This is a genomic window from Streptomyces fildesensis (assembly GCF_016107395.1).
GTDB classification, from domain to species: Bacteria; Actinomycetota; Actinomycetes; order Streptomycetales; family Streptomycetaceae; genus Actinacidiphila; species Actinacidiphila fildesensis.
Window position 1 is genome coordinate 1 of the sequence record NZ_JAAIKO010000039.1, and the last position, 22,662, is coordinate 22,662.

25 protein-coding genes and 1 pseudogene are annotated in these 22,662 nt (G+C 70.0%); 10 read left to right on the forward strand and 16 right to left on the reverse strand.

The genetic code is table 11. The annotated features are described in order from the left end of the window. On the reverse strand, positions 1-784 hold a 784-nt coding region (locus tag C6N31_RS33085; RefSeq protein ID WP_198358882.1), incomplete at its 3' end, for an XRE family transcriptional regulator. Continuing rightward, on the reverse strand, positions 781-1,002 hold the full coding sequence (locus C6N31_RS33090) for a hypothetical protein (protein ID WP_138355428.1): 222 nt from the start codon (positions 1,000-1,002) through the stop codon (positions 781-783). The genes C6N31_RS33090 and C6N31_RS33085, both read right to left, overlap by 4 nt. 607 nt (positions 1,003-1,609) lie before the next feature. Between C6N31_RS33090 and C6N31_RS33095 the strand changes: the two genes are divergently transcribed. Continuing rightward, entirely contained in the window at positions 1,610-2,365 is a 756-nt protein-coding gene (locus tag C6N31_RS33095; protein ID WP_198358883.1) for an alpha/beta hydrolase, read from the forward strand. 56 nt (positions 2,366-2,421) lie between these two features. On the opposite strand, the pseudogene C6N31_RS33100 reads toward C6N31_RS33095, so the two are convergent. Beyond that, positions 2,422-2,840 (reverse strand): annotated as a pseudogene (locus tag C6N31_RS33100) (PPOX class F420-dependent oxidoreductase). Between the two features lie 309 nt (positions 2,841-3,149). On the opposite strand from C6N31_RS33100, the gene C6N31_RS33105 reads away from it, so the two are divergent. Next, positions 3,150-3,983 carry an aldo/keto reductase gene (locus C6N31_RS33105; protein ID WP_198358917.1) on the forward strand — a complete coding sequence of 278 codons (834 nt, stop codon included), beginning with the start codon at positions 3,150-3,152 and terminating at the stop codon, positions 3,981-3,983. Between the two features lie 686 nt (positions 3,984-4,669). On the opposite strand, the gene C6N31_RS33110 is transcribed toward C6N31_RS33105, so the two are convergent. The 3 genes from C6N31_RS33110 to C6N31_RS33120 form a co-directional block, all read right to left on the reverse strand. Then, positions 4,670-6,253, reverse strand: a complete 1,584-nt coding sequence (locus C6N31_RS33110) for a HEAT repeat domain-containing protein (RefSeq protein WP_198358884.1) — start codon at positions 6,251-6,253, stop codon at positions 4,670-4,672. A 135-nt stretch (positions 6,254-6,388) separates the two neighbouring features. Continuing rightward, positions 6,389-7,102 (reverse strand): Type 1 glutamine amidotransferase-like domain-containing protein, encoded by a 714-nt coding sequence (locus tag C6N31_RS33115; RefSeq protein WP_138355423.1) that lies wholly within the window; start codon positions 7,100-7,102, stop codon positions 6,389-6,391. A 65-nt stretch (positions 7,103-7,167) separates the two neighbouring features. Next, complete coding sequence (locus tag C6N31_RS33120) at positions 7,168-8,037, reverse strand: endonuclease/exonuclease/phosphatase family protein (RefSeq protein WP_232485973.1); 870 nt, start codon at positions 8,035-8,037, stop codon at positions 7,168-7,170. A 506-nt stretch (positions 8,038-8,543) separates the two neighbouring features. On the opposite strand from C6N31_RS33120, the gene C6N31_RS33125 reads away from it, so the two are divergent. Next, positions 8,544-10,103: a flavin-containing monooxygenase gene (locus C6N31_RS33125; protein WP_244809690.1), complete on the forward strand. Its 1,560-nt coding sequence runs from the start codon at positions 8,544-8,546 to the stop codon at positions 10,101-10,103. 88 nt (positions 10,104-10,191) lie between these two features. Here the strand turns inward: C6N31_RS33125 and C6N31_RS33130 are convergent, their stop codons facing one another. The 3 genes from C6N31_RS33130 to C6N31_RS33140 are packed head-to-tail and all read right to left on the reverse strand — an operon-like array spanning position 10,192 to position 12,532. Further along, complete coding sequence (locus C6N31_RS33130) at positions 10,192-11,091, reverse strand: bifunctional helix-turn-helix transcriptional regulator/GNAT family N-acetyltransferase (protein WP_138355420.1); 900 nt, start codon at positions 11,089-11,091, stop codon at positions 10,192-10,194. A gap of 38 nt (positions 11,092-11,129) precedes the next feature. Then, positions 11,130-11,672, reverse strand: a complete 543-nt coding sequence (locus C6N31_RS33135) for a GNAT family N-acetyltransferase (protein ID WP_187145172.1) — start codon at positions 11,670-11,672, stop codon at positions 11,130-11,132. Between the two features lie 26 nt (positions 11,673-11,698). Then, positions 11,699-12,532 carry an alpha/beta fold hydrolase gene (locus C6N31_RS33140; protein WP_138355418.1) on the reverse strand — a complete coding sequence of 278 codons (834 nt, stop codon included), beginning with the start codon at positions 12,530-12,532 and terminating at the stop codon, positions 11,699-11,701. Between the two features lie 177 nt (positions 12,533-12,709). On the opposite strand from C6N31_RS33140, the gene C6N31_RS33145 reads away from it, so the two are divergent. Beyond that, positions 12,710-12,913, forward strand: coding sequence for a hypothetical protein (locus C6N31_RS33145; protein WP_138355417.1), 204 nt, complete (start codon positions 12,710-12,712; stop codon positions 12,911-12,913). A 38-nt stretch (positions 12,914-12,951) separates the two neighbouring features. On the opposite strand, the gene C6N31_RS33150 is transcribed toward C6N31_RS33145, so the two are convergent. Further along, positions 12,952-13,557 carry a dihydrofolate reductase family protein gene (locus tag C6N31_RS33150; protein ID WP_138355416.1) on the reverse strand — a complete coding sequence of 202 codons (606 nt, stop codon included), beginning with the start codon at positions 13,555-13,557 and terminating at the stop codon, positions 12,952-12,954. A 93-nt stretch (positions 13,558-13,650) separates the two neighbouring features. Then, positions 13,651-13,848, reverse strand: a complete 198-nt coding sequence (locus C6N31_RS33155) for a hypothetical protein (RefSeq protein ID WP_138355415.1) — start codon at positions 13,846-13,848, stop codon at positions 13,651-13,653. Between the two features lie 219 nt (positions 13,849-14,067). Here C6N31_RS33155 and C6N31_RS33160 point away from each other — a divergent pair, with 219 nt between their 5' ends. Then, a complete protein-coding gene (locus C6N31_RS33160) occupies positions 14,068-14,706 on the forward strand; it encodes a hypothetical protein (RefSeq protein WP_138355414.1) in 639 nt (212 codons plus the stop codon). A gap of 130 nt (positions 14,707-14,836) precedes the next feature. Further along, positions 14,837-15,400 carry a dihydrofolate reductase family protein gene (locus C6N31_RS33165; protein WP_138355413.1) on the forward strand — a complete coding sequence of 188 codons (564 nt, stop codon included), beginning with the start codon at positions 14,837-14,839 and terminating at the stop codon, positions 15,398-15,400. A gap of 77 nt (positions 15,401-15,477) precedes the next feature. Here the strand turns inward: C6N31_RS33165 and C6N31_RS33170 are convergent, their stop codons facing one another. After that, the gene (locus tag C6N31_RS33170; protein WP_187145171.1) at positions 15,478-15,648 is read right to left on the reverse strand and encodes a hydrophobic protein; all 171 of its coding nucleotides are present in this window, start codon (positions 15,646-15,648) and stop codon (positions 15,478-15,480) included. A gap of 199 nt (positions 15,649-15,847) precedes the next feature. On the opposite strand from C6N31_RS33170, the gene C6N31_RS33175 reads away from it, so the two are divergent. The 4 genes from C6N31_RS33175 (at position 15,848) to C6N31_RS33190 (ending at position 19,160) form a co-directional block, all read left to right on the forward strand. Then, entirely contained in the window at positions 15,848-16,021 is a 174-nt protein-coding gene (locus tag C6N31_RS33175) for a CsbD family protein (protein ID WP_138355412.1), read from the forward strand. 346 nt (positions 16,022-16,367) lie between these two features. After that, positions 16,368-16,847 carry a PadR family transcriptional regulator gene (locus tag C6N31_RS33180; protein WP_244809688.1) on the forward strand — a complete coding sequence of 160 codons (480 nt, stop codon included), beginning with the start codon at positions 16,368-16,370 and terminating at the stop codon, positions 16,845-16,847. Between the two features lie 90 nt (positions 16,848-16,937). Further along, on the forward strand, positions 16,938-18,194 hold the full coding sequence (locus tag C6N31_RS33185) for a DUF2306 domain-containing protein (protein ID WP_244809686.1): 1,257 nt from the start codon (positions 16,938-16,940) through the stop codon (positions 18,192-18,194). Between the two features lie 24 nt (positions 18,195-18,218). Next, entirely contained in the window at positions 18,219-19,160 is a 942-nt protein-coding gene (locus tag C6N31_RS33190; RefSeq protein WP_138355410.1) for a hypothetical protein, read from the forward strand. 51 nt (positions 19,161-19,211) lie between these two features. Here C6N31_RS33190 and C6N31_RS33195 read toward each other — a convergent pair whose 3' ends face one another. The 4 genes from C6N31_RS33195 to C6N31_RS33210 all read right to left on the reverse strand — a co-directional run bounded on the left by C6N31_RS33195 (position 19,212) and on the right by C6N31_RS33210 (position 22,644). Then, a complete protein-coding gene (locus C6N31_RS33195) occupies positions 19,212-19,535 on the reverse strand; it encodes a MerR family transcriptional regulator (protein WP_138355409.1) in 324 nt (107 codons plus the stop codon). 609 nt (positions 19,536-20,144) lie between these two features. Then, positions 20,145-20,489, reverse strand: a complete 345-nt coding sequence (locus C6N31_RS33200) for an STAS domain-containing protein (RefSeq protein WP_138355408.1) — start codon at positions 20,487-20,489, stop codon at positions 20,145-20,147. Further along, a complete protein-coding gene (locus C6N31_RS33205) occupies positions 20,486-21,835 on the reverse strand; it encodes a PP2C family protein-serine/threonine phosphatase (RefSeq protein WP_138355407.1) in 1,350 nt (449 codons plus the stop codon). Before C6N31_RS33205 ends, C6N31_RS33200 begins: the two co-directional genes overlap by 4 nt. Next, on the reverse strand, positions 21,835-22,644 hold the full coding sequence (locus C6N31_RS33210) for an alpha/beta fold hydrolase (protein ID WP_138355406.1): 810 nt from the start codon (positions 22,642-22,644) through the stop codon (positions 21,835-21,837). Before C6N31_RS33210 ends, C6N31_RS33205 begins: the two co-directional genes overlap by 1 nt. Between the last annotated feature and the right edge of the window lie 18 nt (positions 22,645-22,662).

Consider the following 22,662-nt stretch of genomic DNA (forward strand, 5'->3'; position numbering starts at 1 on the left):
TGTCCATGCCGCACAGGTAGCGCAGGATCGTTACGTCCATCTGGTTGTCCGGCAGGCGGCTGACCGCGTCGAACAGCATCAGCGACTCACCGACCTGGGCGAAGCGGGCCGTGGGGTCCACGGCCCGGTCCTGGGCGACGGTGGCGAAGGCGGCGGCGGCCAGCAGCGGGTGGTTGTCGATGTGCGGGGTGCGCGCCATGACCCGGGCCCGCAGGAGCCTCCAGGCGAACCGCTGGACGTTCGAGCTCCCCAGTGCCTCGTCCCAGCACAGCCACAGGATGTCGAAGGTCTCCAGGACCACACAGGCGGCCCGCTCGTCGGTGAGCAGGAGCGCCTTGGCGTAGGAGGTGTAGGGGGCCTGGTGGGTGTCGGTGAAGCCCTGGTGGTCCAGCGGCCGGACGTCGGGCCGTTTGGACGGCGGGACCTCCGCTATGCAGCCGTCTATCCAGTCCTTCTTCTTCTGCGCCTCGCGCGCCGCCGCGACCCACAGGCGCCGCATCGGACGGGCCGGTATGCCCAGCACCCGGATCACGCTGTAGGTGATCTCCCACCGCGGGTACCGGCCGGCGCCGCGCAGCAGTTCCGAGATCCGCGTCTTGGAGTACCCCGAGCGCTCCACCAGGTCGTCGAGCGTCAAGCCGCTGGTGAAGAGCCGGGTACGCACCGGCTCGAGCCAGGCGCGGTGGGAGGTGCCGGCCTGGTCGGTGATCGGTTCCGGCTTCCGGCCCCGCCGGATGGGAGGCTCCCCCTCGGTCTGCTCGGGCGGAATCGCATGGGGGCTCACCGGGCGGCACCTTCGTCCGGCCCCGCGACGGGCCCGGCCCCCGCGGCGGTGGATTCGGGCTTCCCGCAGGCGGACGCATGGACGACCTGCTGCACCAGCAACGCGAGCGAGGGCACTAACGCGGCCACCGCGGTCAGCTGCCCGAGCGCGGCCATGACCGCACTCCATGAGAAGACCGACACCAACACGATGACGGTCAACACCTGCTTACTGGACATCGAGACCTTTCCCATTCCGACGACGAGGGGCATCCGGAAGGCCTCTTCGCGGCGGTGCTGACGCGCCGTCGAGGAGCCGGGACGCCAGCATGGTGGGAAGACCACCCGCTACGCCATGTGATCATGGGATCAGGGAACAATGACCGGGGATCCCCAGGCCGCTCACCACCGCTCGCCTCCAAGGCAGCAGGACATGATGCCGAGTTGAGCACTCTTCCAGGCGAACTTCCCTCATCCGCCTGCGCGGGCGGCGCCGATGACCGCCAAATGGGAGACCGGACGCCTTTGGCGTCGGACCTTCCCTCCGGAAGGCCGTGCCGTCCCCGTGCTGAGCGACAAAGGGGGGCGCACACACCGCTCCCGCCTGTTCCCTCGCCGGCGGGAGCGGTTCCGGTTCCGAGCCCGCCACGACCCGACAGTTGCGGCTGCGGTTGCGGCTCCCCGCATGATCCGAACGGGTGAGTCACCTCGCCGAAGTATCGTGGCCAGGTGCGGGCAGCTGCTCGGGCGTGCCGCCGCCCGCACGGACCGGACCCATCCGCAGGCCGGTCAGATCCGAATAGGGAGTGCGGGGGTATCCGTCCCGCGCCCCGATCAGGAGGTTCATGTGGCACCAGCACCGCCGTCGGCAGCGGTCCTCATCCTGCACGGCGGTCGCGAAACGGGGCTCAAGCCACCCCCGCCCGGCCTGCTCAATCTGCCCGCCGTACGGATGCGCCCGTTCGTCCGGCACCTCGCACGGGCCACCCGCGATCCGGGCGGCGACAACGGAGGACCGGTACTGATCCGCAGCACGCCGTACACCCACCGTGGCTGGAACGGCGCCCGCGAGGACCCCCTCCACGATGCCGTGCGCGCCCTCGACGCCCTCCAGGACGAGACCGGAGGGATCCCGGTGGTGCTCCTGGGCCACTCCATGGGCGGCCGCGCCGCCCTCCGCGCCGCCGGTCATCCCCTGGTCACCGGAGTGGTCGGCCTCGCCCCGTGGTGCCCGCCAGGCGATCCATTCACCCAGCTCGCGGGCCGCGACACGGTCCTGATCCACAGCAGCCGTGACCGGATAACCAGCCCCCAGGCCACCCGGTCCCTCACCACCCGGGCCCGCCAGGCAGGAGCCCGCACCTGCTTCATCACGATCCGGGACAGCGACCACGCGATGCTGCGACGCGCCCCGTCATGGCACCGCCTGGCGACCACCCTGGTCACCGGTCTCCTCGGTCTCACACCCCTGCCGGCCGATGTCACGGAGGCCCTGACCCTGCCCGCGGACGCCGAGGCCACGGACGGCACCCTGGACCTGGACCAGCTGCGCGCCGCGGCAGAACCCGACGCCTCGGGCGCCGCCTCCGCCGCGCGGGCCTGATAGGGTCGGCACGCGCGGCCGTTCCGATGGCAGATCTCCAGGCCCGCGGCCGGGCATCAGCCGATCTGGCCGGTGTCCTTCAAGGTGCCCCACCCGTGCCAGCGGTCGATCTCGATCCATGCGCTGAATCGGCGGCGGTCCCGCCGGGGGTAGGGCTTGCCGAGGTACTGCTGGGACAACCGGTCGATGTCGACCAGGTCCTTGTCCTCGCGCAGTTCGGCGACGCGGCCGATGATGCTGATGTGGGTGTACCAGTTGCTCTCGTCGAGCACGGTGATCGTCACCCGCGGATCGTTGCGCACATGCTCCAGCCGTTTGCGGCCTCATCCATGTTGACCAGTACCCGGCCGTCGTACCAGAGCTACCAGGTGGCCGTGGACACGGGCTGGCCGTCCGACCGCAGAGTCGTGACGACGGCCGAATTGGCCTTCGTCAACATCGCGACTGCATCGTCGGGAAGCGGCGGTTTCGACATCGGACACCCTCCGTCACGCCTTGCTCATTGGACCGGGCTGTTTCCCGCTCGCAGGACTTGAGTTTTCTCCATTGCGTGACGCCGCGCCACCGCACCGGACGGGCGGCGGGGTTGCCTGCGTCGCGCCTGGCCACACGGGGAGCGGCCGCCGTACGGGACGAAGCAGCCGTACGGGACGAAGCAGCCGCCGAGCGCTACAGCCGCCCGGGTGTTCTCCCCGGACCGACAGGAACGTACGTCGCGCAACGGACTGCGATCATGATGATCACCCGCTGGCGACAGGCCTTCGTGGCCGACAAGGAGCAGACGATGGCACAGGCTCGGACCGTGACGTTTCCCTCCGGCGTCCGGGTGCCCGCCCTCGGGCAGGGCACGTGGCGCATGGGGGACGATCCCGCACGGCGTGCCGAGGAGATCGCCGCCCTCCGGCGGGGCCTCGACCTCGGGCTGACGGTGATCGACACGGCGGAGATGTACGGAAGCGGCGCCGCCGAGGAATTGGTCGGCGAGGCGATTCGCGGCCGAAGGGACGAGGCCTTCCTCGTCAGCAAGGTGTTGCCGTCCCATGCCGACAGAAAGGGCACGGTCGACGCCTGCCATGCGAGCCTGCGCCGTCTGGGGACGGACAGAATCGATCTCTACCTGCTGCACTGGCGGGGCGGCATCCCGCTCCACGAGACCGTCGAAGCCCTGGAATCACTGGTCTTGGAAGGCAGCATCGGCGCCTGGGGTGTGAGCAACCTGGACGTCGACGACCTCACGGAGCTGCCCGACGGCGCCCTGCCGCAGACCGATCAGGTGCTCTACAACCTCTCCCGGCGCGGCCCGGAGTTCGATCTGTTCCCCTACTGCCGGGAACGCTCCATCCCGATCATCGCCTACTCCCCCGTGGAACAGGGCCGTCTACTGGGCCACAAGGCCCTGCAAACCGTCGCCGCCGCCCATGGAAAGTCCCCGGTCCAGGTGGCGCTGGCCTGGGTGCTGCGCGAGGACGACGTCATCGCCATCCCCAAGGCCTCCACCGCCGCCCACGTCGAGGAGAACCACGCGTCCCTCGACCTCCACCTGACGGACGACGACCTCCGCACCCTCGACAAGGCCTTCCCGCCCCCAGCGCGCGAACAGCCCCTCGAGATGCTGTGACCCGCGCGGCTCCCTCGCGCCGGATGGCCAACCGTCCACCGGTCGACTCCGCCAAAGCCTGGCACTCCCCCGCAGACCAACCCACTGTGCACCGATCGCTCGCAGCAATGCGGCTTGCCCTGCCTTAAGGGCGAGTTGCTGTTGCTGGGCTTTCGAAGGGGGAGGGCCTGGCGTAAATCGGCGGGGGTCGTCATCATGGGGAACGAGGGAACACCCCGGGGGGCCGACGACGCGGACCGTCGAATCCGGGCCGGCGCCTCAGCGCCAGGGGGTCCCGGAGAACGGATCCCTCCCATGGACCTGATCCTCCTCACCGTAGACGGCCTCCTCGGCGTCCTCGCCTCCGCGCTCGCCCTGTCAGGGGAGATTGTTCGCGCACGACAGCGCGCAGCGACAGACCTGCGGCCCAACCGCCCTCAGGGATACGTTCAACTCCCGCCGGCCTGCGACTGCGACTGCGCCAGGCGGGATCAGTACTGACTCCAGCGGACGACACCACCGGGTTTCCGGCGATCTCATTGCGCGGCTCGCCACACACGAAGACCTCGATGTGCGAGTCGCCGTCTCCGCCCGCCCGGGACTCTCGGAACGAGAGCGCGCCGCGATCGACTGGACGGTTGGTCCCGAGAACCGGCTGGGCATCCTGCGGTGGCTGCCGGGGCTTCCCCGTCAGCCGGATGCTGCCGCTACGGCCGTCCCGTACCGGTGAGAAGGAAGCGGATGATCCTGACGTCCTCGTCGTCGCCGGAGGTGGCCGCGTCGTGCAGCAGGCCGAGAAGGCTCTGTCGCTGCTCGTCCGTGGGCCGGCTGTGGGCTGCTGCGGCCGAGGTGGCCCAGGCTCGGACGTCGCGGTGTGCTGCGGCAGCCAGGGCGGGGTCGGCGTCGTGGAGCAGCCGCAGGTTCAATTCCAGCCGGTCCCAGGTGCCTGCGGCCCGGATGATCCGGGCTGCCTGAGCCCGGAGCGGGGCCGGGCGCCCAGGGGCGAGCAGGTCGTTGAGACGCTGCCGGGGGACGGTGGCGGCCGCCGCCTCCAACAGGGTGGCGGCGGTCCGCTGGACTCGGGCGGCAGGGTCGCGGTCCATGACGGCGAGGAGTTCCGCGGCGGTGACCGCGGGGGGCCGCATCGTGCCGAGCACGCGGAGAACGGCCGCGCGTACGCCCGGGCACTGATGGGTCAGCTGCGGGCGCAAGAGATCGGCGGCCTGGGGGCCGGTGACGTCACCGCATTCCGCCAGGCCGGCGATAGCGCCGGGCGTGATCTCACCGGCCGGGCGGGCAAGGCGGGCACGGCAGGCAGGCGCGGGGTCCTGGCCGTGGCTGCGCAGAACCCAGCGCGCGATCTCACGCACCTGCCTGGAGCGGTCCGCGGTGAACGGTTCGGCCAGGTCGGGGCGCTGGGCCCGGCGCAGCACGGTGACGGCGACGGCCCGCACCGCCGACACCCGGGAGGCGAGCAATCGGCGAAGCACGGTCTCTGCCTGCGCGGTGGCCGGCGTATCGGGCCCGGGCGGGACGAAAGAGCGGAGGAGTTGTTCGGCCGCGTGCCGGGCCACGACGGCATCTGGGTCGGAGCCGGCAAGCGCCAGCAGCTGCGCCGTCTCGCACCGGTCGAGGTCGACCGCCGCGCTCAGGGCGCGCCGACGAACCCGGTGATCGGGATCCGTGAGCAGTCCACTCCACACCTCCGGGGCCGCGCCGGCAAGGCAGGCGGCCACGATACGAACGGCGTCCTCACCTCGCTGACGCCCCTCGCACGACCACGCCATGACCGCCGCTTGAACGAGCTCAGCAGGCCCGGAGCTCGCCAGCACGTCGGTGAGCGCCGCCTGGGCGGCGACCCGCACCGGCGCGGCCCAGTCCGAGCAGCGCAACACCAGCAGTGGGATCAGAGCGCGCGCCCCGAGCGGGAGAGTTTCCTGGGCGAGGGCACGCTGGCGGGTGCGACCGTCGGCGGCGCAGACCGCCAGCGCCCAGTCCCAGGCCGGAGACAGCTCCTGACTATCCGGCGCCGTCGAGCCCGTGGACGGAGCCGTGGATGCCAGCGCGGTGGCGCCCAGCAGCGACCGACGGACATGGCGTGCGTGCTCGTCGAAGGCACTCCACCAGTGTGGTCCCGTCGCACGGAACTCGGCGCTGTCGGCCAACTCGTGCAGGACTCGGATCAGTTCGGCACCGCGATGCGCCAAGGGGTAGTGCAGCTCGTTGAGCAGGAGCAGCGCCGCCGCAGATCGCGTGATGGTTTGGGCGTCGGCATCGGCTTCGGCAGTCATCGGGGCGTCTCCTCGCAGCGGCACACCGAGGGTCGGCGACACGGTGGCGACCCGACCGTAGCGCGCTCCGGCGTGACCTGACCAGCGCTTTTGTCCGGGCTTCAGCTCTTCAACAGAGCCCTTTGACGCGCCACTTCAGCCGAGCAGTCGGCAATCCAGTGCCCGCTCGCCGGCTCCGTCTTCCCCGTCGGGCTCTACCCGGTACAGGTTGGCCCCCGCAGTCCGGGTCACCACCTCTGTCAGGAGACCGTCGGTGAAGAGAGCACCCACGCCGTCCTCCAGCGCCCACCCGGCAGGCAGCGCGCCGACTGCCACGGCTGCACGGTAGGAGGGACGGCGGCCCGGTTCGCTGTCATAGTGCGGGCATACCGAGCCGGGCAGCAGGCCCAACCCGTCCGGCAGGAACGTCAGGGGCCCGAAGGAGTCGGTGTGCGAGCCCTCGGCCCAGCAGTTGGCGCCGGCGCTGATACCGCACAGAAGCGTCCCGCGGCCGTAGGCCTCACGCAGCAGCCGGTCCACCCCGTGTGCGCGCCAGACCGCCAGGAGATTCGCGGTGTTGCCGCCGCCGACGTACACGACGTCTTGAGCGAGCAGGAAGGTTCGCAGAGCGTCGTCGTCGAGCTCACGCTGGAACAACGGCAGGACGGAGGGTTCGCACGAGCGTGACCGGAACGCGTCGAGAAAGCGCTCGATGTAGGCGGAGGCGTCCCCGCTGGCCGTGGGGACGAAGCACACCTGTGGCCGAGGGGTACGCGCGTGGCTCAGCACCCAGTCGTCCAACAGCCCGTCGTCGTCGGTGGAGAAGCCGCCCCCGAGGAGGGCCAGACGGCGAGCGGGGACGACGGCCACGGAAGCTACTCCTCAGCAGACGGACAGGCGGGAGAGCAAGTGCCGCGAACGGGCATGCTCGGCGATCAGGGGGCGAGCTTAATGCCGGCGGTGATTGGGAGATGGTCGCTGCCCGTGGCGGGCAGGGTACGGACGTCGGTGACGGTCGCCGAGCGGGTCATGATCTGGTCGATCCGGGAAACGGGGAAGGCAGCAGGCCAGCTGAAGGCGAAGTCCCGGGGCGGCAGATTCATGTGCGCCGTGAGTGGGGCCAACCCGCGATCGTCCACCGTTGCGTTGAGGTCACCCAGCAGGATCACCGTGTTCAGCTTCTCGGCGGCGAGGGCCACGCCCAGCAGCTCGGCGCTTTCGTCCCGATAGGCGGAATCGAAGCCGTTCAGCCGGACGCGGACCGACGGCAGATGGGCGACGTAGACCGCGATCTCGCCCCACGGCGTCCGCACGCTGGACCGCAGCCCCCGGCTCCAGCTCGCGTCGATCCCCTTCGGTTTGATGTCCAACACGCGCACGTCCGTCAGCGGGTACTTCGACCAGAGACCGACGCTGCCTTGGACTGCGTGATAGGCGTATGCGGATGCCAGTGCGCTCTCGTAGCGCGGCAGCGCGGCGGGTGTCAGCTCTTCCAGGGCGATGAGTTCCGGCCGGGCGTCCGTCAGAGCTTTCGCGGTGCCGGCCGGATCGGCGTTCTCGTCGCTGACGTTGTGCTGGAGCACCGTCATGTCGTGTGCGCCGCGCACCCCGGGAAGGAACGGCCCGCCGAACAGCTGTGCCCAGACGGCAATGGGGAGCGACAGGGCCACCAGCGCGGTCGCGGAGCGGCGCAGCAGGGCCAGGAGAAGCAGTATCGGGACGGCCAGGCCGAGCCAGGGCAGGAACGCCTCCAACAGACTTCCCAGGTGGCCGATGGTGTTGGGGACGGCGGCATGGAAGGCCATCAGCCCGGAGACCAGCACGGCAAGCGCTGCGAGAACCCGTCCACGCGCCCAGGAGGACCGGCCCTTGGCATCCTTGTCCCATCGCCACCACCCGGGCCCCACGGTCTGCGATTTCGACGCCACGCTGCCCTTTGCCCGCCTGGTCAGCCAGTGTTTGCCGTCCGTCATGTGCACATCCTGCTCAACCGGTGGAATACGGGTTCGTGGGCCCCTGGGCTCACTGGTCCGGACTCTCCTCAACTACGTCCGGTTCCGACGGCCCGCGGAGCCGGGAAGTCCCAGGACTGCGCGCGCGAGCACCCCGTGCCACGGACGAGTGACGTCGTCGGCTTCCGAGAGCAGCCGGGCGCGCGCTTCGGGATCATGGTTGGGCTGATCACGACGAAGCTCGCCGGTAGATGTCGGAAACGACGGAAGGAAGGCCCAGATGCACGAGGTCCGCCTTTGACCACGATGAATACAACAGACCGAATCCCGTCCGCTTTCCGCTTGACCGGACCAGGACTGTGATCCCGGCGCAGGCCACGCGACCTGCCAAGGACGTACGCGTCGTGGTCGTCGGAGCGGGGTTCTCCGGTATCGGGGCCGCCATCCGGCTGCGCGAGGCCGGGTTCCGCGATGTGGTCATTCTGGAGAAGGCGTCGCAACTCGGCGGCACATGGCGGGAGAACACCTATCCGGGTTGCGCCTGTGATGTGCCCTCGACGCTCTACAGCTACTCGTTCACCCCGGATACCGCGTGGAGCAGGGTCTTCGCCGGGCAGCCGGAGATCCACGCCTACTTACGGACGACGGCCGAGCGGTACGGGCTCGGCGATGCCCTGCGCTGCGGGGTGCATGTGCGGGGCGCCCGGTGGGATGCGGCGGCTGGGCGCTGGCTACTGGAGACGAGCGACGGGCCCTACAGCGCGGCGGTACTGGTCCTGGCCACCGGACCGTGGCACGTACCACGTCACCTGGACGTCCCCGGGATCGAGGACTTCACAGGGCCCGTGCTCCATACCGCCCAGTGGGACCACGGCGTCGACCTGACCGGGCGGCGTGTGGCCGTGGTCGGGAGTGGTGCCTCCGCGGTCCAGGTCGTCCCGGCCATCGCGGGCCGGGCGGCGACCGTGCACCTCTTCCAGCGGACCGCGCAGTGGGTGCTGCCCAAGCCAGACCTTCCGGTACCCGCGGTGTTCAACAGGTTGCTGAACCGCCTACCCGGTGCCCGTGCCACCTTGCGCGCCGGGCAGTACGCACTACAGGAAGGCTTCGGCTATGCCTTCCGTCACCCACCGATCGCCCGCCTCATCGAGTCGGGAGCCCGCGCGCATCTGCGGCTCGCGGTCCGTGACCAGAGCCTGCGCCAGTCGCTCACCCCGGACTACCGGCTGGGCTGCAAGCGTCTTCTGACCTCCAGCACTTTCTACCGCGCCCTGGCCGAGCCGCATGTCCGCCTGCATCCCACCGCTGTGACGGCCGTACGCGGGGACGAGATCGTCGGCGCCGACGGCACCGTGACCAAGGCCGACGTTCTCATCACGGCGACGGGCTTCCGCATCGGTGAACTGCCGCTGGCCCGGAGCCTGTACGGCACGGGCGGCCGGACTCTGCACGAGACCTGGGACGGCGAACCACAAGCGCATCTGGGCACCACCGTCAGCGGCTTCCCCAATCTCTTCCTGCTTCTGGGCCCGAACCTGCTCGGCGGCTCCACCTCCGCGATCACCGTCCTGGAAGCCCAGCTGACGTACCTCACCGCCGCCCTGGCCCACCTCGACCAAAACGGCCACCGAGTCCTGGAGGTCCGGCCGGCCGCGCAGGCCGCACACAACACAGCGGTGCAAGAGGCCTTGCAGACCACCGTGTACAACTCCGGCGGCTGCACCAGCTACTACTTCAGCCCCAGCGGACGGAACACCTTCGCCTGGCCATGGTCCACCGGACGACTCACCCGCCAACTGAGCCGCTTCGACACCGATTCCTACATCTGCCACACCCCAGCCGACCCCACTCCCGTACTCGCCCCTACGGCGCCGCGGCACGACGACCATCCTGCTCCCGCGAAGGGAGAGCGGGCATGACGCCAGAACCCGCCGACGGCGCCGTCCGGTCCCTGCAGCCGCGCTCTCAGCCCCGGCCCAGGGCTGCGCGCCATTCGTCCGCCGGTTCTCACTCCGACGGCGCCGCGGTGATCCGCTTCTCGAACCAGTGGTCGGCGTAGGGCTCGTCGTTGAAGGGGGCGACCTCTTCGAAGCCGCAGGAGTGGTACAGGGCGATCGCGGCGCTGAGTGCCTTGTTGGTGTCCAGGCGCAGGGCGTCGCGGCCGTGCTCGGTGGCTCGGGCCTCCAGTTCGGTCAGGAATCGGCGGCCGAGGCCGAGTCGGCGGGCTTGGGGGGCCACCCACATGCGTTTGATCTCGGCGGGGGCGCCGGGCGGCAGTTTCAGGCCGGCGCAGCCGACGGGGTCGCCGTGCAGCCGGGCGACCAGGAACAGGCCGTACGGTGACTGGAGTTCACCCGCGTCGGGCAGCAGGCTGCGTGCCGGGTCGAAGCCCGTTTCGAAGCGCTCCTGCAATTCGGTGAAGTAGGACCGCAGGCAGTGCTGCGCGTCGGGGTGATCCGGGTCGATGACGGTCAGCGTGACCGTTGCGGCGGTCAGCAGCCGGTCGACCTCGGTCATGGCGGCGACCAGCCGGGCCCGCTGGGTGCTGTTGAGCGGCTCCAGCAGGGAGCCGGCCAGCTCGTCGCTGCGGGAATCGAGCAGGGCGTGCTCCTCGCGGCCCGCGTCGGTGAGCCGGACGGTGCGCACCCGCCTGTCGTGCGGCTGCGGCTCCACCGTCACCAGGCCGTCGGTCTCCAGCGAGCGCAGCAGCCGGCTGACATAGCCGGAGTCGAGCCCGAGGCGCTCCCGCAGCCGCCGGACGTCCTGCCCCTGCTCACCGATCTCCCAGAGGAGCCGGGCCTCGCCGATGGGCCGGTCGCGGCCCAGATAGCGGTCGTGGAGCACGCCCACGCGCTCGGTGACGGTGCGGTTGAACCGCCGCACCTGGTCGATCTGCTCCCCATCCATTCTCTGACTTTAGTCAGAGAACCCGCATGACGTCAGAGCTACCAGACATCGCCGTCGCGCCAGTCGCAGGTGAGTTCCCGCGACAGCTCCAGCGGGACCGTCAGCGGAAGGACGTGGACGCAGCCGTCCTCCGCCGGCGTGGGCACGATCCCGCCGGGCGTCAGCGCCGAGGTCGGCCCCTGCCATCGCTTCCAGCCGCGCGCCACGTAGAAGGCCGCCGCCTCGTCGGTGGCGCCCAGCGCGCCCAGATCGTAGGCGCGACGCGCCACGCGCTCCAGGCCCTGCATGACGGTCGCGCCATGCCCGCGCCCACGGCGGTCCGCGCGCACGCCGACTCCCTCGACGTAGCCGGCGCGCAGCGCCCGACCGCCGTGCAGCAGCCGGCGCTGGACGAGGGAACCGTGCCCGATGAGCTCGGCTCCCTCCCACACCAGGACGTGGACCCCGCCCAGCACGTGCTCCCAGTCGTGGTCCGTCAGGCCGTCGTCGAAGACCTCTTCGAGCAGGGCCCGGGCCGCCCTGAGATCAGCGGCGTCGAGCTCCGCGGTATGGGCGGTTCGCACGTCGGTCACACACTCCATGGTGCAGGAGTCCGCCGTGAAGACGCTCAGCCGCCGCTCAGCACCTCGCGCAGCCGGATCGCGAACCCGTCGGGATCCTCGGCGAACCCGATGTGACCACCGGGGAACATCGTCGGCTCGCCGCCGAGCGCCGAGGCGAGCGCGATCGAGGTGCGCTCGCACAGCTGACCACCCGACTCCTTGCCCAGGCCGACGAGAACACGTGCCGACGTCGAGCGCAGGGCGGCGAGGTCCGGGCGCCACCGGGTGGTCGGGCACAGCATGTGCGCGAACTGGAAGTGGTCGTCCGCGATCTGCTGCGGCTCCCACTCCCCGCCGAACATGTGCTCGAAGACGCCGTCGGGCAGGTTGATGTCGGCCAGCGCCATGAACTTCCTCCATGCACCCGTCACGTCTCCGGACAGGTGGGTGGCGACGATGTCCTCGGTCCGCTCATGGATCTGCTCGCGGTCGTCGAGCAGATCGTTCAGCGGGGGCTCGTGGGCGATGACGGTGTGAACGAGTCCGGGGTGCGCCTGGACGAGGGCGAGGGCGCTGACGGCGCCACCGCTGGAGCCGAGGACCGTGGCCGGGCCGGCGTCGAGGTGGGCCAGGAGCCGGGACAGGTCGTCGGCCCGCATCTCGGGGGTCGAGTCCTGGTCGGGGTCGTCGACCGGGCTGCGGTTGATGCCCCGGGGGTCGGTGGTCAGTACGGTGTGGTCGGCCGCGAGCCGCTCCGCGAGCGGCGCGAACGATCCGGCGTCCATCGGCGCGCCGACCAGCACCACCAGAGGACCCTGGCCTCGTACCTCGTAGTGCAAGTGGGCGTCGGGGACCCGGAGGGTCGCAACGGTGGCGGGAACGGGAGACGTCGGGTTCATTCTGATCCTCCTGGTGCGGGACATGCGGGAAACGTGGTTTCCCCGGTTACGCGAGAGCGTGCGGGGCGACGATGCGTGGGCTCACACAAGGGAGACTCCCCTCCGGCGGGAAACTCGTCGGTCCCGAGCGAACGGCTTTCCATCGAAGGAGCGGCAACTGCGCCCCACCACAACGCAGTGGTGGAATTCCGGGGCTCTTCGTACGTTCCGCTGGAATTCCTCGGACACGTCGGCTGCACGGTCCGTGAGTGGTCGGTCGAGGTGTTGGCCTGGCTCACCGAAGTCATCGGCTGGGCCATGCGGGACGCGGGCTGCGGAGCCCACGGTTTCGTGCGCCTGCGGCGGCGAGCGCCCGCCGAACCGCCTCTCGTGCGCGGTTAGTCGGGGCACCACTGGCCAGTGGCGGCAGGTGCTCCGGCCTACCTGGTCGCGACCGGGTGGTACCGCACGTTCACCGCGGCCGAGGGACCGTCACCGTTGCGCAGTTCGAGGCGGACGGGGACGCCGCCGGGGTTGTCGAAGAGCCGGATCCCGTCGCCGAGCAGCACCGGGGCGACGTGCAGGTCGATCTCGTCGATCAGTCCGCGTTCGAGGAGTTGCCGGCCGATCGTGGGTGAGAAGACCTCGAGGTTCTTGCCGTCGGCGGCCTTCAGCCCGATCCGGACCGCCTCGGCCACATCGCAGGTCAGGAACGTCACGCCATCGGTGGGCTGCGCGTCATCGGGGTGGTGCGTGAGAACGAACACCGGCCCCTGCCACGCGCCGCCGTAGATACCGCTGACGTCGGGGTAGGCATCGAACCCGTCGCGGCCTCCCAGCACGGCGCCGGTCGTCCCGGCGTACTCCTCGACGAGGTCCGGGCGGAACGAGGTCCCGGTCATCCAGTCCATCGAGTGGTTCGGACCCGCCACGAACCCGTCCAACGACATCGTGAAGTGCCAGAGCACCTTGCCTGCGCCGGTCTGCCGTTCCGTGTCCGCGATCTGTGGGGCGTCCGGGCTTCTCGGGGGCTCTGCAGTGGACATGATCGATCCTCTCTTCAGCTCTTCAGCCGGCTCCGTTCGGTGCCGTTCGCCGAACAGCGGAGGGCCCGGCGCAACCGTTACGGGGCGGAGAGGTCAGGCCTCAGGGGCCGCAACAATGCGCCACTGGCCGACCTCCGCGTAGTCGGAGTCGTAGATGGCCGAACCATCGCCGGGGCTCAGGGGGTAATGGTGCAGGTTTCCGCCCCAGTACCGGAGGATGCGGCCCAGCTCGCTCGCGGCATCCTCCGCCAACCGCCCGTCAGCCATGTTCACTTCGAGAAGGAACTTCACGTTCGCCGCCCCTCACCACGGATCCGTTCGGCCCTGCCATCGGACAGAGCCCTGCGGTAGCGATTGTTCCATCGAATCCCCGTCGGAGACTCTGAGTCACCGTTTGCATCCGAACGGGAGAGGTGACTCTGCGTAGCAGCCTCCGGGGACGGGCCCGGGCGGTTCCCCGTTCGGCCTAGTCCTCCTGCTGGCGCTCGGCCGAGGCCGCAGTGTGGGTGTATGAGCGACGATCAGCCGACTCCGCCGCAGCAGCCCACGCCGCCTGAGCAGCCGTGGGGCTCCCCCAAAGGCGCCCAGACGGGGCCTCCCGAGCCTCCCGGGCCTCCCTCAGGGGCCGGATGGCAGCATCGGAACCCTCCTCCCGGAGGGCAGGGCTGGCAGCAGCCGCCCGCCGGGCAGCCGCCGCACAACTACGGGCCGCCCGCCCCGCCGGAGAACAAGAGCAGATTCGGGCGGGGCTGCGTCTTCGGATGCCTGGGAGCGGTCGTCGCCGTCATCGCGCTCGTCGTCGTCCTGATCCTGGTGTTCGCCGGGACCAGCTCCAAGACCGATATCCCTTCAGTGACGAACAGCGACCACCCGCCTGCCGACGACGTCCGGATCACGGCCTGTGACGTGGACTCCACCGTGGGCCTCCCCACGGCCAGGTTGGAGATCACCAACCACTCCTCGAAGAGGTCGAGCTACGTCGTCACCGTGGAGTTCGACAAACCGGACGGCACCCGCGTCTCCGAGGGAATCACCGGCAGCACCAGCGTGGCTTCCGGCCAGAAGGTGCAGACATCCGCGGCGGGCTCGGACCAGGTCAGCGGCACGATCACCTGCAAGGTCACCAACGTCAACCGGTTCGCCAGCTGAGCCACGTGCGGCGTGCCACGTGCCACGTGCGGGTGCGACAAGCCGCCGGCGGGGCTCCCAGCGATGACTTTCGGCGTTCGAGGCAGTCGTACAAGGGTCGGAACGAGCACCCTCGCAGGAGAGGCGAGACATGCGCACACTCGCGATCACCCAGAACATCACCGTCGACGGCTCGATCGAGATGCTCACGAACTGGTTCGACCCACAAGGCCAGGGCCAGATGGACATGGCCGACGTCCTGGAGGAGAGCCACCGGCAGGACCGCCGGGCCGACGCCCTGCTCCTGGGCCGGCAGACGTTCGAGGACTTTCGCGGCTACTGGCCGCGGCTGACCGACGACACCACGGGCATCTCCGACTACCTCAACCAGGTGCAGAAGTACGTCGTGTCCTCCTCCCTCACCGACCCGCAGTGGGAGAACTCGACCGTGCTGGCGGGCGACCCGATCAAGGAGGTGACCGCACTCAAGGCGCAGGAGGGCGGCAAGGACATCGTGCTCACCGGCAGCATCAGCCTGGCCCACTCGCTGATCAACGCGGGCCTTGTCGACGAGTACCGGCTATTCGTCTATCCGACGGTCCAGGGCCGCGGCCGCCGGCTCTTCCCCGAGGGTTACGAAGTCCCGCGACTGAAGCTGCTGGACTCGAAGGCATTTCGCAGCGGAATCACCCTGCAGCGCTACGCTCCGGCCTGAACGGAACCTGAACAGAAAAGGGTCGGGCCCCGGTAGTACCGGGGCCCGACCCTTTTCTGTGGTGTGCCGTGCGACCGCTACCAGCGGTACCAACGGCCGCGGCTACCGGAGGCACCGGAACCGCGCATGACGAAACCGAGCAGCCAGACCACCAGTACGACAACGGCAACCCACCACAGAATCTTCAGTGCGAAACCGGCACCGAAAAGAATCAGGGCGAGCAGTAGAACCAAAAGCAGTGGACCCATGGTTATCAACCTCCTGACCAGCGGATACCCCCGACTGAATCGTTCAGTCACCCGAATTTTCGCTCGTTGCGGCGCAGCGCCTCGGGCTGCGCGGACAGCAGGGTTCTGCTACCGATGGAATCGGAAAGAACGGGCATTGCCGTGGCCGACCTGGGTAGGCGGCCCAGTGCCACACCGGCACCGATCTTGGAGGAAACGCATGGGCACCGAAGACAAGGCCGAGAACACCGCGGACAAGGCCAAGGGCAAGATCAAGGAAGCCGCGGGCAAGACCGTCGGCAACGAACGCCTCGAAGCGGAAGGCAAGGCCGACCAGGCCAAGAGCGACGTCAAGCAGGCCGGCGAACACATCAAGGACGCCTTCAAGCACTGACCCACGAGCACCGCACGTCCCGGGGCCGCAGCCGTGAACGGTTGCGGCCCCGTGCGCTGTCCGGACGACCGGGCTACCGGCGGCGACCGCCCAACGGCCACCGCATTCCGCGCGCTGTACTACGCCGGGATCACGTCGGATATCGACGGGAAGGCGTCGGAGGGCGCACGACTGCCCCCAGGCACACTGGAGTCGCGGCTCGGTCCCACTCTGAGCGCGACCGACCGTCCGGAGGACGACTCACCCGGCTACGGCGGCGCCTGAGCCGGCGCCGTACTCCCCCCGCCGGCCCCCGCGATACGGTCGTGACATGGCTGATGTGCGGTTGACTCCACCTTCGTTCCTCGTGCTCGGCATCATCGACAAGCTGGGCGAGGCCAGCCCGTACGACGTGAAGGTCGAGGCGGCCCGCACGGTGGCTCCGTTCTGGTCGATGCCCCATGCGCAGGTGTACGCGCAGTGCGACCGGCTGCTGGGAGCGGGCCTGTTGTCGGAGGTCCGGGACACCAACGCGCGGAACCGACGGGTGATGAAGGTGACGGCGGCCGGTAAGACCGCATTGGAGGAGTGGCTCGCCGACCCGGCCTTCGTACCGGTCGAGGCGCGCGAGCGCGGCATCCTGAAACTGTGGTTCGGCGCCAGACCGGAGGTCATCGCCCCGGTGCAGATCGCCGAGCACCACCGCACGCTCGCCGAGTACGAGGAACTCACCGGGAGCGTGGGCGACTTGCTCACGCGCGGGCAGCGCGAAGCGCTCGAGTTCGGGCTCCGCTACGAGCGCATGATGGTCGATTTCTGGCAGTGGGTGGATCAGCGCGGATCGTGATGCCGGGAAGGTTGACCACGACGGCGGATCGCCTCTACCTTCTCGATAGTCCAAAGAGGACTATCGAGGGTCGCGATCGAGGGAGCCGCCGTGCAGCGTCCGAGGAGCATCCCCTGGGCCCGCGTGGCCACGATCGCCCTCGTGGCCGTCTGCGTGGGCTACGCGCCGATGGCGATGACCGAGCTGTGGCCGTACGCGCGCCCCGGCGCCCCGGCCTTCGGGGAGTGGTTCCTGTCCCGCATGGTGTCCGGGCGCTATGTCGCCGACGCGGTCGCCACACGGGTCGGGCCGTACGGTCGCGTCCTGCTGCCGATGATCATCCACTCCGTCCTCGGCGGCGCGCTGATGCTGCTCGGGCCGGTCCAGTTCCTCACGGCGGTACGGCGGCGCACCCGTCTGCACCGTGCCACCGGGGTGGTGTTCGCGGTGACGGTCTACGTCTCGATGACCGGCGCGGCGATCTACCTGGTCCGTACGGCACCGGCTGACGCGTTCAGCGGGGCGGCGTTCTGGATCGATCTCACCACCATCCTGATCGGCACGGTGATGAGCGTGACGTTCGGCATCTTCGCAGCGGTCGGGAGCTTCCCCGACCTGCACCAACGGTGGATGCTGCTGTGCTACGGCTACCTCATGACCGCGCCGCTGCTGCGCTTCGAGTGGGGCGCGCTCCCCTGGTTCTTCCCGGGCCTGTCCATGGAGGAGATCAACCGGGTGGCGATCATGCATCTCGGTTCCGTGGTGGTGTTCGGAGCGCTGGTCGCGTCACGGGCGATGGACCGGCGGACCTCCGTGACCGGGGTGACCGGGACCTGGGTGCCGACGCCCGTGCTCGTCGCGGCGCATCTCGCCGGCGCGGCCGCGATGGCCTGGATCGTCAGGTTCTACCTGGGCCGGGGCGCGGAAGGACATCGCCTTCTGGCGGCGTACCTGGTGCCGTATGCCGCGGCGTACACGGTCATGTTCGTGCGCCAGCGGAGCGCGGGCCGGAACCGGAGGAACTGGGCGCGTGAGGAGTGGCGCGTACATCTGGTGGGCCTGTGCCTGGCCCCGGCGTTCTCCGTCGCCGCGGCACTGCCCCTGGAGCGCTATCTGGATCTCGACCGGGTGACCGCCCTGTCGGCGGGAGTGGGCATCGGCTGCGGTGTGCTGGCCTTCGCGGCGACCGCCGTGGTCAGTCTGCGCGTCATGTACGGCCGCGAGCTGGTCAAGCGGCAGGGCCTGACCACCGCGCGCAGCACGCGCCAGGTCCCGTCGCCAACCGCGCACACCACCCCGGCCGTCGCACCGCACGCAGCACCGGTCGTCGCACCGCACGTAGCCCGGACCACCCGAGAGACGATCTGAGGGACGATCCGAGACGGAGTGCAGATGACCGAGGCAATGGACCTGTCCGGGACCACGGGTCCCGCTGTCACACCGGCGACGGATTCCGGTGGCCGTGAACTCACTCCGGCCGTAGCGATGCTGGCCGTCGCCGTGGCGATCGTCAGCCTCCTGGTCGGCGCGCTCATGGCTGCGGTCAGCCTCGCCGGCCACGCCTTCGGAGCCTGGAAGTCGCCCGAGGCGCTGACCCCCGGACTGATCGGTGCGGCGATGCTCGGCGTGTCGCCCGGCCTGCTGGCGATCGGCCGGGCCCGCGTCTGGGAGGAGGTCCGTACCCTCGTTCTCCCGCTTGCCGTGGTGCTCGTCGGCCTGCTCGGCGTGAGCCTGGGCAACGCCGGGAACCTCCAGTTGGCGGAAGGCGGCTCCGTGATCCTCGTCCTGTTCAGCCTCGGCTGGATCGTCGTGCTCGGCGTGCTCGCCGCAGCCGCGGTCGCGTGCGTCGGCTGGCAGTACACGAAGCCCGCCCTGCCGCTCAAGGAGCGGGTCACCCCGCTGCCGGGCTGGTCGAAGCCGCTCCTGGCCGTCCTTGGTTCATCATGGCTCGGCATCGGTGCGGGCCTGCTCGCCCGGCCGCGGTTCTGGGCCGACTTCGTTCCGTGGACGGTCAACCGGTCGGACGCGCAGGCACTCGGGGTCTGGGCCCTCGCGCTCGGCATCGGGGTCCTCGGCGCACTGGTCGAGGACGACCTGCACCGACTTCGCCCCGCGCTCCTCGCCGTCCCCGGCGTCGCGCTCGCCGCGGCTGTCGTGCTGGGCGTCCACGCATCCGACGTCGACTGGACATCGGGCCCCGGACTGTCCCTGACCTGCATGATCACCGGACTGCTGCTGACGGGCGCGACCGGAACCCGGCTCCTGTCCGCCGGCCCGGCTTCTCCGAGGGGGACCATCGAGGTGGCCACCGTGGAAGAGAGCGACCGGGGTTGAGCCGGACCGGTCATCGCACCGGATCGGCGCGCCCACCCGCCGGTGGAGGGATCAGTGGGAACGCCGGCGCAGTTCCTCGTTGAGCGCCAACGCCTCGTCGAGCTGGTCCTCGAACGCCACGATGCGGCACGCTGTCTCGATCGTGGTGCCCTGGTCGACGAGCTCGCGGGCCCGGGCGGCGATGCGCAACTGGTAGCGGGAGTAGCGGCGGTGGCCGCCCTCGGACCGCAGTGGGGTGATCAGGCGGGCCTCACCGATCGCCCGCAGGAACGCGGCATTGGTGCCGATCATCTCGGCGGCCCGGCCCATGGTGTAGGCGGGGTAGTCCTCGTCGTCGAACCGGTCCGCTGGGGTCGCGGGCGGCTGCTCGCTCATCACACCTCTTCATGTCTGACGGTCATACGGCCTCCTGGAGAACACATGGAGGGGCCCCGGGAGCCGAACTCGGCTTCCGGGGCCCCAAAGGGCGGTTCAACACCATCTACATCTACCGGCGTCTGTACGCCGGTCCTGCCGTATCCGCACTGCCGCGCCGGGGGAACGCGGGGTGCGGGGATCGTGAATGCCTGACCGGGGACCACCTTCCAATCCGGGGCCTTGCGAGTGCCCACACGAACGCGACGTGTGAGCGATCCTGATGGCGTTGCTGCCGTACCTTCCTGCTCGAATCTGGACATCGGATCCTGCGGAACTGCTGGTACTCCAGAAACTGCGGTCCTGCACGGCGGCTCCTTGTCGAGCCGCCGGACCCGGCAACCAACCCTGCGACCATCCGCACTCACCGGCCGCCGGATTCCCTTGCCGTGCCCTGCACGCTGAGCGGCAGTTCGTGTCTGCCGCTCCTTGCTGTCTTCTTGGCTACGAGAGGAACATTACCCACACTCGGAATCGAATGTCTACCGCACCCACGATAGATTTTCGTGTTGCCGAGAGTCAGGCATATTGCCCCAGGTCCAGGCCTTTGCGGGCGTCCGCAGGGGTCGGTCAGCCGACGGGGTCGGTGTCCGCGCCGGGCACGGGCTGGATGCGGAAGATCTGGTCCAGGCCGAGGAGACGCAGGATGCGGACGGTGACCGCGGGAACCTCCGTCAGCACGATGTCGGCGCCTTGCTCATGGACCTGGTTGCGGGCGGCGATGAGCGCGGTGATGCCGCTGGAGTCGCAGAAGGTCAGGCCGCCGAAGTCCACGGTCAGCAGCTGACCGGGTTGGAGGGCGATGAGGGCCACGGCGCCGCGGAACCGGCCGGCGCTGTCGTGGTCGAGATCGCCGGCCACCGCCAGGACCGAGCCCGCGGGTGTCCGTTGAGTGGTCAGGTGCAGATCGGTCATCGTGCGCCGCCGGTGTGGGTGTCAGGGGCGGGAATACCGAGGGCGAGCAGGGCGGTGTCGTCGTCCAGACCGTCCCCGAAGCTCTCCAGCAGGCCGGTCATGGCGTTGACGGTCTGCTGCGCGCCGGCCGGCGCCAGGGTCCCGGCGAAGGCGTGCAGGGCTTCCTCACTGTAGCGGGGGCCGTCGGCGGTGCGCGCCTCGGTCAGACCGTCGGTGTAGAGCAGCATCGTGTCGCCCGGGCGCAGGACGGTGGTGGCCGGGGTGAAGTGGGGTCGGGGCATGATGCCGACGAGCATGCCGCCGGGGGTGGGGAGATAGTGCGCGGTGCCATCGGCGCGCAGCAGCAGTGCGGGTGGGTGGCCACCGCTGGCCACCGTGACGTGGAGATCGCCGCCGCGCGGGGTGAGGGTGCCGGCGATGGTGGTGCAGTAGCGGGGATCGTTGCCGGTGTAGCGCTCGAGCAGCGCGGCGTTGAGGGTGTCCAGCGCCTGGGCCGGGTCGCCGGCGTGCAGGGACGCGGCGCGCAGCGTGTAGCGGATCAGCGAGGTGACCGCGGCGGCCTCGGGGCCCTTGCCGCAGACGTCGCCGAGGAAGAAGCCCCATCGGCCGTCGCCGAGTGCGAACAGGTCGTAGAAGTCGCCGCCGAGCTGGTCGGCGGAGGCGGTGTGGTAGTACGCGGCGGCCTCCATGCCCGGCACCTCCGGCAGAGCCGGGGGCAGCAGGCTGTTCTGCAGGATGGCCAGGACCTGGTGCAGGCGCATCCGCTCGGCCTCGGCGACCTCCTGGGCCCGCTCGGCCTCCTTGCGGGCGCGCAGCAACTCCTGCTCGTAGGCGCGGCGGTCGCGGGCGTCGAAGACGGTGGTGCGGATCAGCAGCGGCTGCCCGTCCGTACCGGTCTTGACCACCGAGGTGACGAGGACCGGCAGACGGCTGCCGTCGGCGGCCTTGAGCTCCAGGGCGATTCCGGAGACCTGGCCCTGCATCGCCAGCAGCGGAGCGAAGTGGGTCTCGTGGTACAGCCGGCCGCCCACCGTCAGCAGATCCGAGAAGCGCTTGCGGCCGACCAGTTCGGCGCGGGTGTGGCCGAGCCAGTCCAGCAGCGTCGTGTTCACTTTGGCGATCCGGCCGTCGAGCAGCGTCGACAGGTATCCGCACGGAGCGTTGTCGTACAGGTCCTCGGCGCTGTCCTCCAGCAGCGCCGAGAACTGCGCCCGCTCCGCGTCGTGCACGTCGTCGCCGGACGCGTCCGAGTCCTTGTCCTGCTCCCTGCCCGGCTCCTGGTCCTGGTCCTTGTCGTGGGCGGAGCGGTCGGCGCGGTCGGATTCGCCGTCCGTGGTCCCGCACATCACCGGGCGGCGCCGGCGAACGCCGAGATCTCCCGGGCGGTGGCCTGCGGGGCACTGAGCTGCGGACAGTGCCCGGTCGCCTCCAGCGTCACCAGTCGGCTGCCGGGCACGGCGGCATGCACGAACGCACCGACCTCTCGTGGGGCGATGGCGTCCTGCGCACACTCCAGCACCAGCGTGGGTACGCGGACCGACGCCAGCTCGGAGCGGGAGTCCGACAGGAACGTGGTGCGCGCGAACACCGCGGCCATGCCCGGATCGGTGGCACAGAAGCTGTTGGTCAGTTCCTGCCCGAGCTCGGGCCGGTCCGGGTTGCCCATGATGACCGGCGCCATCGCCGCCGCCCAGCCCAGATAGTTGCTGTCCAACGACTCCAGCAGCTCATCGATGTCCGCGGCGCTGAACCCGCCGACGTAGTCGGTCCGCGGGTCGTCGATGTAGCAGGGCGAGGGCGCGACCATCACCAGCTTGCCGAACCGCTGCGGCTCGCGGGCCGCGGCGACCACCCCGACCATCGCGCTGACCGAGTGCCCCACGAACACCACGTCGGACAGCTCCAGCTCCGAACAGATCTCCAGCACGTCGGTCGCGTAGCCGTCCAGCGAGCCGTAGCGCTGCTGGTCCCAGGCCGTCAGGTCCGAGCGCCCCGAGCCGACGTAGTCGAACAGCACCACCTGGAAGCGCTCGGCCAGCACCGGCACCACCAGATGCCACATGTTCTGGTCGCAGCCGAACCCGTGCGCCAGCATGATCACCGGCGCACCCGTTTGCCCGGTGACCGTCACGTTGTTCCTGCTGACCACGTCCATGCCCAACATCGTCCCACG

What these genes read in the sequence shown, in the direction of transcription:
- C6N31_RS33090 (WP_138355428.1), bottom strand. Translation starts at nt 1,002, where the DNA reads ATGTCCAGTAAGCAGGTGTTGACCGTCATCGTGTTGGTGTCGGTCTTC.
- C6N31_RS33105 (WP_198358917.1), top strand. Translation starts at nt 3,150, where the DNA reads ATGGCACAGGCTCGGACCGTGACGTTTCCCTCCGGCGTCCGGGTGCCC.
- C6N31_RS33110 (WP_198358884.1), bottom strand. Translation starts at nt 6,253, where the DNA reads ATGACTGCCGAAGCCGATGCCGACGCCCAAACCATCACGCGATCTGCG.
- C6N31_RS33120 (WP_232485973.1), bottom strand. Translation starts at nt 8,037, where the DNA reads ATGGCCTTCCATGCCGCCGTCCCCAACACCATCGGCCACCTGGGAAGT.
- C6N31_RS33130 (WP_138355420.1), bottom strand. Translation starts at nt 11,091, where the DNA reads ATGGATGGGGAGCAGATCGACCAGGTGCGGCGGTTCAACCGCACCGTC.
- C6N31_RS33135 (WP_187145172.1), bottom strand. Translation starts at nt 11,672, where the DNA reads ATGGAGTGTGTGACCGACGTGCGAACCGCCCATACCGCGGAGCTCGAC.
- C6N31_RS33140 (WP_138355418.1), bottom strand. Translation starts at nt 12,532, where the DNA reads ATGAACCCGACGTCTCCCGTTCCCGCCACCGTTGCGACCCTCCGGGTC.
- C6N31_RS33150 (WP_138355416.1), bottom strand. Translation starts at nt 13,557, where the DNA reads ATGTCCACTGCAGAGCCCCCGAGAAGCCCGGACGCCCCACAGATCGCG.
- C6N31_RS33160 (WP_138355414.1), top strand. Translation starts at nt 14,068, where the DNA reads ATGAGCGACGATCAGCCGACTCCGCCGCAGCAGCCCACGCCGCCTGAG.
- C6N31_RS33165 (WP_138355413.1), top strand. Translation starts at nt 14,837, where the DNA reads ATGCGCACACTCGCGATCACCCAGAACATCACCGTCGACGGCTCGATC.
- C6N31_RS33170 (WP_187145171.1), bottom strand. Translation starts at nt 15,648, where the DNA reads ATGGGTCCACTGCTTTTGGTTCTACTGCTCGCCCTGATTCTTTTCGGT.
- C6N31_RS33175 (WP_138355412.1), top strand. Translation starts at nt 15,848, where the DNA reads ATGGGCACCGAAGACAAGGCCGAGAACACCGCGGACAAGGCCAAGGGC.
- C6N31_RS33190 (WP_138355410.1), top strand. Translation starts at nt 18,219, where the DNA reads ATGACCGAGGCAATGGACCTGTCCGGGACCACGGGTCCCGCTGTCACA.
- C6N31_RS33195 (WP_138355409.1), bottom strand. Translation starts at nt 19,535, where the DNA reads ATGAGCGAGCAGCCGCCCGCGACCCCAGCGGACCGGTTCGACGACGAG.
- C6N31_RS33200 (WP_138355408.1), bottom strand. Translation starts at nt 20,489, where the DNA reads ATGACCGATCTGCACCTGACCACTCAACGGACACCCGCGGGCTCGGTC.
- C6N31_RS33205 (WP_138355407.1), bottom strand. Translation starts at nt 21,835, where the DNA reads ATGTGCGGGACCACGGACGGCGAATCCGACCGCGCCGACCGCTCCGCC.
- C6N31_RS33210 (WP_138355406.1), bottom strand. Translation starts at nt 22,644, where the DNA reads ATGGACGTGGTCAGCAGGAACAACGTGACGGTCACCGGGCAAACGGGT.